Raw genomic sequence first — 9,750 nt, 5'->3', positions numbered from 1 at the left:
TTATCCTACTTGGTTGGTACGTATTGCTAAGGTTAATACATGCTCCTGTTGTTAGGGAGGCAGCACCTGACACCTTCTTTATTGCTGAGCCTTCTATAATTGGAGACTTATCATTTAATAGATCGGTGATCTTATTAGCAGATCACAACGAAGAAGGCTCGATAAGTTTCATTATAAATAAGCCACTAAAATATCATTAATGACTTAATTCCCAAATCCAAGCCACTTTCAGAATCTATAATGGCGGTCCAGTAGAGCAGGATAATCTTTATTTTATCCACAATATCTAATTAATGTGAATAGCATTGAAATTTCAAATGGTATATATTGGGGAGGAGATTTGAATCCACAAAAGACCTGATTAACAGTGGTGCAATCAACAAGAACAACATACGTTTCTTTTTAGGTTACACTGGCTGGGATGAGCACCAATTAGAAACAGAAATGCAGAATAATTCCTGGATTATAGCTGATAATAATTATAAAAATAAAATTATTGGAAAATAGCAGACCCATTTCTGGAAACGACCAAATTATAGGAGCTCAGGTGGAGATTATCTTATCTGGTCTAATGCGCCTGAGAACCCCTACCTCAACTAATATTTTAAGCAGAGTTTTCATTAAGTTTTGCGTTAATATATAGATAATTTAGTTGTAAACTCCTTTTTACGGTATTTGGTTATTCGCTTAATTCCTTTTATCACATTAGTAAGAAACAATTCGTCGGCTTTTTGTAAATCAAACGGCGATATTGGTTCTTCTACAACTTCTACGTCTGTTATTTTTTTGGCCAAAGCTAATATTTGCTTACGCATTACCCCATTTAAGCACCCTTCAATACTGATGGCATAATTAATTGCTTCCCCAACAGCATAAATAAATTCCCTTGCAATGCTTCAACAACATTTTTACTGTCATTTAACAAGATACAATTATCCAGTCCGTTTTCATTTGCAAAAATACTTCCCGTGATATTAATTGTATTGTCGTCTTAATTGACGACAACAATTACTTTCGTAACATAAAAATCTTTGTACAAATCTACTTCATATTGATTTTTATTTACTTGATATTCTTTATTATCCAAAGCTGTGCATAATTAAAAACGAAACCGCATTGTCTTGTGGCAGATAAAACCCACCATCGTTACGATATACTGTAATTCTTGCTCTTGCTGAATCAGAAATTGAATTATAATTAAGTAACAAAAGAATTTGCTCTTCGAGATATTCCATCGTAAAGTTCATTGGAATCTCCATTCGAACTACTCGCATGGAAGACATTAATCTAAAATAATGATCCTCAAGAAAAAGAACTTTATTATTTACTACTTTAAACGTTTCAAAACACCATCTCCGTATAAAAAAGCGCGATTTTGAATTAGTAAATTATCGTTCTGTGCTACTATATTTCCGTTAAAATTAATCATAAAAAAACCCTGAATTTTGTTCAGGGCAAATATAAGCTATAAAATAGACTTTTACTAGACTGATCCAATAAGATGTTTAAGGTCGGATATTTGATTTCCCCATAATTGTTTTGCTTCTCCAAGAACTCATCTTTTTGGCAAAATCGACTACCATAAGCGAAACATATAAGTTGCTTGCGTCTACAAATATGCAGTTCAAAGAAATACTCTGTGTCTTTGCTGCTTTCATCAACCCATTTAAACTTAACTTTTTAGCCAGTTTTTCTTGGATGCTAAACGTGCTTTTTACCTCCAATCAGTCCAGATGAAAGTAAAAAACTCTACCACGTGAGTTCACATTATCTGCAAACCATTCAGACAGTCCCAATCATGTAAGATATACTGATATAATAACTGCGGAGATGAATTTGTCGGGAGATTCAATTTCGTAACGTATGATCCATGTGCCAGATTTAATTTTTCGGAAATATAAGAATATATCTCCGTAAAAAAGAGTTTTTTAAAAATATTTTTTTTCTTTCATTTCTGCTTGCTAACTCTTAAATTAATTTATATATTTGCACCCGCAATGGAGGATTTAATACTGTTGCTGCAATATGGCGAGATAGCTCAGTTGGTTAGAGCGCAGGATTCATAACCCTGAGGTCCCGAGTTCAAATCTCGGTCTCGCTACAAAGCTTAAAAGGCTAAAAATATAGATTTTATGCGGTTTTAAAGAAATTTAAAACCGCTTTTTTTATGTCAAAAATTCGACACCTCTTAACTAGAAAAATAGCTGACGCATACGATTTGACTTATAAGAAACTATATTTGTTCCCAAGCATCTACAATACTAAAGGCAACTATCAAAGCGTTGGTACGTATCACTCCTTCAGAAATCCCGAAACTGAAAAATTAGAACGACAAACACCTATTTATTCAGGAGTAAATCAATTCAAAACTTTAAAAGAACGCAAAGAAGCAATAAAAATTCTCGCTAAAGCAATCGAAACCATTCTCGAAAATGGTTACAATCCCTATGATGATTCTATTTCTGTTGATGATCAAAAAAATACAACATTCCCGATGCTATTACTTTTGTATTAGAGCTAAAGAAAAATTCTTTAAAAGAAAATGGTACCGTGATTTCAGAGTTAGAATAAAATCATTTGAAAAGTGGCTTTTGGCAAATGGCTACGAAAATAGATACATTACAAGTGTAAACAAAAAAGCTGCAATTGGTTTACTTAAATGATGTTTTAACAGCAACAAGCCCAAAAAACGGAATCAACACAAGGGCAAATCTATCTATGTTCTTTCAAACTCTTGAAGACAACGATATAATTACAGATAATTTCATAAAAAAAATCAATGTTTTAAAATCTACTCCAGAGAGAAACAAAACATTTAGCACCAAACAAGAGAAAGACATACTAGAATATCTACTAAAGAATGACACTCTTTTACTTTTATTTATTCAATTTGTTTCACTTAACCACTTACGCCCAATTGAAGATTGTTAATTAAGAATAAAAGACATTAATATAAAAGATAGACTTATTTATGTTAGAGCTAAGAACAAGCCTGTAAAAACCAAAATCATTCCTGAAATTCTACTGAATGAATTACCCGAATTAAATAGTAGTATATAGGAAAGTTTTTTATTTATCCTGGAACTGGCTTTGAAGCCAAACAGACAAAAGAGGTTATTTTGGTGATCGATTTAAAAAGGTAAAAGACAGCTTAAAACTAAGTAAAGACTACGGGCTTTATAGTTTCAGACATACTTTTATAACCAAACTATACAAAGAACTAGTTAAAAATAGCACTCCAAACGAAGCAAAAAGCAAACTAATGCTAATCACTGGGCACACAACAATGAGTGCATTAGAAAAATATTTACGTGACATTGACGCGGTTCTACCAGATGATTATTCAAAGCACATAAAATAAAATTGTAGATTTTTTTTAAGCAGATCTGCAGCTGCAACTTTTCCAGGTTCTCAAAATAATCTACATTTGAAAGAAGTCAAATAATAGCGATAGAATATTCATATTGAAATCATCTTTTTTTTAAAATTAAAACAATTCTAAATCCATTGTATGAAAAAGATATTAAAAAATTACACACAGAATCTCCCAATAATATTAATAACAATATATTCAATAGGATGTACGTATCTATATAATTATTACTCCCGTTTTAATATTCAGATTGAATATTTTATAAGCTTAACAGATATTGTTTTTTTTACGCTGAAATATATAATTTTATTATTGTTCTTTTATTTTTTTATTGAAATGACATTTCGAACCATAGCATACTTTGTATTACTGATTTTATACCGCATTAGGTATCATAAAAAAATTTTAAGGATAAGAAAAAATATAACAGACAAAGTATTAAAAAGAAAAAAAATAAATAATGTGTTCAATCTTTTTGATGTAATAATATCAAAAGAAATCGAAAAAACCTCAATTGTACTTTGTATGGTTGTTTGTGTTTTATTTGCATATTACATCAATGAATATCTAATTATCTTTTCTATAGTAGCTCCGTATTTATTTATTAAATTTTTTATACCCCAATTATTGAATAAGGAAAAGAGAAATAAAATTACATACTTCTATCCAATTTTAGTAATTACTTTAATAATCGCATTTGGAATATTGGGATATAAAGATGGGGATGATGTAAAAAAAAGCTCGATGATTAATCGAATTGAATACGCTACTAATAATAAAGTATATACATCTGAAAACCTTCCAATCATAATAATTGGACAAACTTCTTCCTATATTTTTATATATAATAAAAACAATCGAGAAACAACCGTTCTAGGCAAAGATAAATTGGATTATATCAAAATAGAAGACCCTGTAGTTAATGAGAAAAAAATAAGACGAAATACAAAAATTGAGAACAAAAAAACATAAGTAAAATAAATGTTTTTTTTTAAAAATAAATATATTAAAAATTTGTAGCTTTTTTTTAATCAGATCCGCAGCTGCAGTTTGTCCAGGTTCTCTAAATAATCTACAATTCAATAAATAAAACAAAAAAATGCCGTTACAATTTGTAACGGCATTCTTTGTGAATTTTCAATTCTTTTTTAAACTGGCATCGCCTCTAATTCTGGAACATTTTTCCAACGTACATAAAAACTAAGCGGGTCTTCGGTAGCTTTTAAAGACTGAACAGTCAAAGTATCGCTATTAGCATCAAATTGATAATCAGCAGTAGAAACAAAATATGTAGGATCAGCATTTAAAAGAGTGAAAGTATTACTATCAGGATTGACAATAAAACACACATCAAAATCCTCTCTACGTGTACTAATAAAGAGCTTTATAAACATATCATCCAAAGAAATTAAAGACTCTACCTGTAATCCGATTTCAGTATCAGGCATCAAATCACTCCCACCAAAATAAGGCTTAAAGTATGGTTCTAAAGTTCCCTCTAAATAACCTCCGTATTGAATTTTAAGTCCCCAACGTTCACCATACAGCATTCTTTAAACGTATAAATTTTGAATTTTTGGTAATTAAACTTTTAGTATAAACAAACGTAGGTCTAACGATACCATACAAACAACATTTACCATTACTTGGAGTGTCTTGAACCCCCATCACTACTGCCTTTAAAAAAGAAAAACTTTTTAGATAATTCAAGTAAAAAATCATTGAAATTTCTAGCTTCAATCATTGGAAGACACAAATCACAATTAACCTGCGTATAATCCAGTACTAAAGGATTTTCCCCAAATGTAGCGTTTGATTGAATTTTAAATTTGTTTGGAGCTTCAGGAATTCTCAAAAGATTTTGAGCGGGATTAAAAGAAGTAATTAAGGTATCGTCTAATTTCATTAGCAACACATTGCCGTTTTTATCTTTGACGAGCTTTAAGATTTTTGTATCGGGATTTGCAGCACTCATTTCTTATTTTTTAGATTTTGAAGCCTTTTTTACTGGTTTCTTTTTAGTCACTTTCTTTTTTACTGGTTTAGCTTTCGCTGTAACAGCTTTTACTTTTACGATTTTTCCGCCTTTGATGTATTTGAATCCTTTCTTTAATGTTCCATCGGATTTAAGCCCTGTTGCTTTTAGAACACTACTACACACTTTCTTTAAGCCTTTTACTGTTGGTTTCTTTTTTACCGCCATGATTGATTGTTTTTTTGATTGATGATTATTGAATTGTAGATTTTTAAGCCAAAATTCCCTGGAGAAATGCGCTGCCGGTTTTCAATAAAATCTACTTTTTTTATTAATTTACTGAAAATGATAATTTTTTAGTTTTTAGTGGTTCTGCCACTGCTTCGGGTTCGCTCCGCTCTAGTTTCTTATTGAAAATATTGAATTTCAAAGTATCGAGTGGTTTATTTTGGTAACGGTTCTTATCTGCCCAAATGTAATTTTCTCTGTAATCTGCTTTCTTCTCGGTAAAGAGAACAACATCGGCATCAAACTGGCTTTTACTACCACCACGCATTTTACCGTCTGTAGTTTGTTGGAAAATGACAATGAATAATTTTCCATCGTACTTCTTTCTTAAATCCTTATCCACTTCAAAGCCTTTGTGCATTTCTTGCATTTTAGAGAAACTATCGATTATGATAATATCATTGTTTCGAATGAGTTTATCCAAATCAGAAACACTTTTAATCTCAGGGGCTTCGATATTTTGCAATGCCTTTGCATTTAAATATTCTTCGGCTTTAGTGTAATACAAACTACTCTCTGGGTGTTCTTCGATACTGGCATGACCGACTTTATAATTTTGTGCTAAGGCATTCATAAATTGGAAACACATTCTAGTTTTCATTGAACCCTGACCACCAGTAAGAGAGATTACAATACTTTCTTTTTCTTTGTGTTCAATTTCTCCTAAGAAATCCGCAATGTCTTTGTTCTCAATTTTAAAGTAATCTACTTTGGTAGGCTTGTTTGCCATTTTATAGGCTAGAGAATTTCGGTTTACATTTTCCTTTGCAACTGGGATTACTTCCTTTGCAATGACTTTTGCAACGATTGCCTTTACAATTGTTTCTTTTATAACAGATTGTTTCTTTTTTCTATCTGCTCCACTTAGTCCACCGAACAAATCAGGTTGTTTGATTTTTTGCTTTGCCTTTCTTTTTACAATAGATTTTACAATTGTCTTTTTAATAAGGGCTACTTTTGGGCTTGGCTCAATAATGGGTTTTTCTGCTGTCTTTTCTTCTACCTTTTCTTTAGTTTCAGCGTTTACAGACGCGCGTCCTAGAATATGATTGCTAGCCTTTTGAGCCTGTGCTGAAGCTTTTAAGAAAAAACGATTGTCGTCGTTTAGTTCATCTATTAAATGATTGTTCCAACTCTTTAAATACTTAGCAGAATTTTCTTTGGTATGGAATAATATTCCTGATTCGCTACAAAGAAATACTGCTCCGAGTTCTGCAATCAATTCCTCAAAGGCATAATTTCCGCTCCCGCCACCGCTTCTCGTTCCTGTCATATCTCTATTCAATCGATGCTCTGCACCTGTACTGTGTACCGCTTCATGAAAGAACGTAGAATAATAAAAGGCTTCACTGGTGAAAGCTTCAATAGTTGGCATATTTAACTCGTCTGTACTTGGACGGTAATAAGCTCTATCTCCAATATTGGTATATTTTGGCGGGTTCTTAAATCCGTCGATGATTGCCTGAGCTTCAGCTATAGGATTAGTTGTTTTTCTTTCTTTTACAGCAGGAAATTTCAATCCCTCGCAATCATCTGCTCTAAATACATTGTAGTATTTTAAAACTGGGAACTTGGTTAGATTCTTTTTCAAATCTTCCTTTGTGAGTCCATTCTTTTTCACAAAATCACCAAACTTTTTATTGTCGTTGGTTTTGAATTTTAAATGCTCGCTATGGTAATCGTGAATTAGCGTATAATAAATCACACGTCTTGCCTTACTGCCTTTTTTAAGCTTTGCTTTGGCTTCCTCAATTTGATTAAAAGTTAAATAGTAAGGCTGTATAAAATCCGCAGGAACTAAATAGGGTTGTTTGTTTTCATCAAACTTAATATCAAAATTCAAAATGAAGTTTGCCCCTGTGTACTCCTTTTTAGAAACATAATTCATAACCGAATTACTAGCCCCTGAACCTCTCCATTCTTTTTGCCAAGGCAAATGCCCGACTTTATTAATTGTATTAATAATCAAATCCGTGATGTAATTGTAAATCTCATCAGGAGAAACGGCATTTAATCCGTCGTTATGATTTTCAGAGATATACTCGAGCGTAGGTAATAGCATTTCTGCATCCACTCCGTTTAATCCGTAAGGCTCTATTAAATTATTGATTTCAATTAAAAAAGTATCATCAGCAAAGGCTTGCAATACTTTTATAACACGCTTGGAAACAACGGTATGTTTTTCTTTTTCGGCTTTCATAAGCAAATCTTCAAGCGTTTTTCTTGAAACGATAAGCCCATTAAGGCTATTGAATTCTTGTGCTAATGTCATTTTAAGAAATTTTATGTTCCGTACCCAAGATGCTTACAATAACTTCAATTCGAATATCGCTACTATTAAAGTTACTGACATTTAAAGCTCCAAGCACGTTAGTTATGGCGGTTTGTAAATCCATTTGAACGGGTACATTCGGAATTATAGTACTGGAATTAGGCGCAATATTTATTGCTTTTACATTTACGTTTGCCGATCCTAAAAGCATATTCTTTTTATCATAAAATAAAATTCGCTTTAGGGTTACTGCCGTAAGCTGTGCGCTAAAATGCTGTGCTGTCGGATTTACTAATTTCAAATCCAAATGAAAAGACACAAACGGTTTCCCGTCGTTCCACTTGGCATCCAATTTCTTAAAAGCTACTGGATATATCCTGACAAACTCAAATTGTTCGATTATCTTTTTCACTCGTTGCTCTAAATAGAAATATCCTGCAACGGCTAGTATTCCTGCTCCAATAACTATTTTTTTGACACTCATTTGTTTGATTTTTTAAATAAAGATTCTCGAAATACGATAAACTATAAACAACAGGGTCATGACACCTATTGAAGCCAGTATTTTGACCCAAAGAGGAATGTATTTTACGGAAACATATTTAATTTGTTTATCGCCTTTGAGGTAGATATATTCTTTGTTTGTAGCTGTATTTACGTTTTTTGTCTGTGCTATTTTCTGCCACGCTATAATTTGATTGCGTAAACTATCGTAATAAATCCCTGTTTCGTTATCTCCAGATTTTTTACGACTATCAAGTAATTGTAATACCCGCTGTAATTCTGCTTTAGTAATACTGTCACATTCGGGTTTTGCGGTTTGGACCTTCGGGAGTTGTATTTTTAAAGTATCGTTTATAGCCCCACTGATAACAGTTGTTTTGATGCTGTCTTTTTTACTGGCTATAACTGTTTCAACTTCGTGTGTGTTTTCCATTGGTTTGGCTTTGCAACCGTGCAATGCAATGCAAAGAGCAAAATAAAACGCTATAAATAAAACTACTTTTAAAAATAGCTTTGTGGGATTCTGCGGGCTAGTACTCGTACTCATGATTTCTTTATTTTTAGCTTTAGCATGGCTTTTAATCCATCGAAAAAACTGCTTATTAATGCTTCTACTTCACTATGTATTAAGGTGGAAAGTGAACCGCCCCAAGCACAAATCACATAAGTAAACATCTTGTTGATACTTAAATATTGGTCGCAAATAGCATAGACTGAAAAAGCGACAAAAAAACTAATAGCCGCTTCGGCTAAAAACCAGCTAAGTCGTGGCTTCTTTCCTTTTTGAATAGCGAGGTAGATTTTCATAAAAACTCCTGCCAGTACTACTATTAGAAATAAAAAATAATCCTGATAGTATTTAAGTTCACTTATGATTTGATTTAAGATTGTATTTTTCATATTAGTTTTTTTTGGTTATAAGGTGAAAGCCAATTCCAAGCGTAGCTAGTGATGCTAGTAAAATTAGGTAGGGGTTTCGCTTTTTTTTTAATAGCTCCAAACTGATGTTTTGGGCTTTGTAGAAATTATACTTTGCAATCCTGTCAGCAAGCCCGTTCTGGTTTTTCCGTTTACTTTCTGAGTAATCTTCGTGATTAAATTAGCATCAGCCAAAGGATTTAATTTCTTATAGACAGCAAAAAACCAAACGGCACAATCCACGGCAATCGCTGTTTGTAAAAGCAAATCGGGATTATTCACCACATCATGCCCTGAGTACTTTTTGTAATCTTCGTATGTTCCCTTACCTGTTAGCTGTATAAAACCACGCCCTCTATATTTCCATCCGTAGGTGCTGCCTCCCTAACAACAGGAGCATGTATTAACCTTAGCAATTAA

10 protein-coding genes, 1 tRNA gene and 4 pseudogenes are annotated in these 9,750 nt (G+C 32.5%); 5 read left to right on the top strand and 10 right to left on the bottom strand.

Annotated elements, in window-relative coordinates; genetic code table 11:
• The first annotated feature begins 35 nt into the window (after positions 1-35).
• Positions 36-600 (top strand): annotated as a pseudogene (locus tag AC1RYN_RS03865) (YqgE/AlgH family protein).
• A gap of 32 nt (positions 601-632) precedes the next feature.
• Here AC1RYN_RS03865 and AC1RYN_RS03860 read toward each other — a convergent pair.
• Positions 633-1,429 (bottom strand): annotated as a pseudogene (locus AC1RYN_RS03860) (aminotransferase class IV).
• Between the two features lie 54 nt (positions 1,430-1,483).
• A pseudogene (locus tag AC1RYN_RS03855) lies at positions 1,484-1,868 on the bottom strand (START-like domain-containing protein).
• Between the two features lie 159 nt (positions 1,869-2,027).
• On the opposite strand from AC1RYN_RS03855, the gene AC1RYN_RS03850 reads away from it, so the two are divergent.
• The 4 genes from AC1RYN_RS03850 (at position 2,028) to AC1RYN_RS03835 (ending at position 4,345) form a co-directional block, all read left to right on the top strand.
• Positions 2,028-2,101: transfer RNA gene (locus tag AC1RYN_RS03850), tRNA-Met, on the top strand.
• A gap of 66 nt (positions 2,102-2,167) precedes the next feature.
• Positions 2,168-2,515, top strand: coding sequence for a hypothetical protein (locus AC1RYN_RS03845; protein WP_481805901.1), 348 nt, complete (start codon positions 2,168-2,170; stop codon positions 2,513-2,515).
• A 131-nt stretch (positions 2,516-2,646) separates the two neighbouring features.
• Positions 2,647-2,931, top strand: coding sequence for a hypothetical protein (locus AC1RYN_RS03840; protein WP_481805900.1), 285 nt, complete (start codon positions 2,647-2,649; stop codon positions 2,929-2,931).
• Positions 2,932-3,835: 904 nt separating this feature from the next.
• Positions 3,836-4,345 (top strand): hypothetical protein, encoded by a 510-nt coding sequence (locus tag AC1RYN_RS03835; protein ID WP_481805899.1) that lies wholly within the window; start codon positions 3,836-3,838, stop codon positions 4,343-4,345.
• Between the two features lie 176 nt (positions 4,346-4,521).
• Here the strand turns inward: AC1RYN_RS03835 and AC1RYN_RS03830 are convergent, their stop codons facing one another.
• The 8 genes and pseudogenes from AC1RYN_RS03830 to AC1RYN_RS03795 form a co-directional block, all read right to left on the bottom strand.
• Entirely contained in the window at positions 4,522-4,923 is a 402-nt protein-coding gene (locus tag AC1RYN_RS03830) for a hypothetical protein (protein ID WP_481805898.1), read from the bottom strand.
• A gap of 92 nt (positions 4,924-5,015) precedes the next feature.
• Positions 5,016-5,348, bottom strand: coding sequence for a hypothetical protein (locus AC1RYN_RS03825; RefSeq protein ID WP_481805897.1), 333 nt, complete (start codon positions 5,346-5,348; stop codon positions 5,016-5,018).
• Positions 5,349-5,351: 3 nt separating this feature from the next.
• On the bottom strand, positions 5,352-5,576 hold the full coding sequence (locus AC1RYN_RS03820; protein ID WP_481805896.1) for a hypothetical protein: 225 nt from the start codon (positions 5,574-5,576) through the stop codon (positions 5,352-5,354).
• A 103-nt stretch (positions 5,577-5,679) separates the two neighbouring features.
• Positions 5,680-7,908 (bottom strand): ArdC family protein, encoded by a 2,229-nt coding sequence (locus AC1RYN_RS03815; protein WP_481805895.1) that lies wholly within the window; start codon positions 7,906-7,908, stop codon positions 5,680-5,682.
• 1 nt (position 7,909) lies between these two features.
• Complete coding sequence (locus AC1RYN_RS03810; protein ID WP_481805894.1) at positions 7,910-8,392, bottom strand: hypothetical protein; 483 nt, start codon at positions 8,390-8,392, stop codon at positions 7,910-7,912.
• A gap of 12 nt (positions 8,393-8,404) precedes the next feature.
• Complete coding sequence (locus AC1RYN_RS03805) at positions 8,405-8,959, bottom strand: hypothetical protein (protein ID WP_481805893.1); 555 nt, start codon at positions 8,957-8,959, stop codon at positions 8,405-8,407.
• Entirely contained in the window at positions 8,956-9,312 is a 357-nt protein-coding gene (locus AC1RYN_RS03800) for a hypothetical protein (protein WP_481805892.1), read from the bottom strand. Before AC1RYN_RS03800 ends, AC1RYN_RS03805 begins: the two co-directional genes overlap by 4 nt.
• Positions 9,313-9,399: 87 nt before the next feature.
• Positions 9,400-9,687, bottom strand: a pseudogene (locus tag AC1RYN_RS03795) (glycoside hydrolase family 19 protein); the annotation flags it as partial.
• Positions 9,688-9,750: the final 63 nt, after the last annotated feature.

The organism is Flavobacterium sp. TC780 (assembly GCF_056783245.1).
This window is presented reverse-complemented; position numbering and strand designations above follow the sequence as displayed.

Excerpts from the sequence above, each read along its gene's own strand:
- AC1RYN_RS03805 (WP_481805893.1), bottom strand. The coding sequence starts at position 8,959 with ATGAGTACGAGTACTAGCCCGCAGAATCCCACAAAGCTATTTTTAAAA.
- AC1RYN_RS03800 (WP_481805892.1), bottom strand. The coding sequence starts at position 9,312 with ATGAAAAATACAATCTTAAATCAAATCATAAGTGAACTTAAATACTAT.
- AC1RYN_RS03810 (WP_481805894.1), bottom strand. The coding sequence starts at position 8,392 with ATGAGTGTCAAAAAAATAGTTATTGGAGCAGGAATACTAGCCGTTGCA.
- AC1RYN_RS03820 (WP_481805896.1), bottom strand. The coding sequence starts at position 5,576 with ATGGCGGTAAAAAAGAAACCAACAGTAAAAGGCTTAAAGAAAGTGTGT.
- AC1RYN_RS03815 (WP_481805895.1), bottom strand. The coding sequence starts at position 7,908 with ATGACATTAGCACAAGAATTCAATAGCCTTAATGGGCTTATCGTTTCA.
- AC1RYN_RS03845 (WP_481805901.1), top strand. The coding sequence starts at position 2,168 with ATGTCAAAAATTCGACACCTCTTAACTAGAAAAATAGCTGACGCATAC.
- AC1RYN_RS03830 (WP_481805898.1), bottom strand. The coding sequence starts at position 4,923 with ATGCTGTATGGTGAACGTTGGGGACTTAAAATTCAATACGGAGGTTAT.
- AC1RYN_RS03825 (WP_481805897.1), bottom strand. The coding sequence starts at position 5,348 with ATGAGTGCTGCAAATCCCGATACAAAAATCTTAAAGCTCGTCAAAGAT.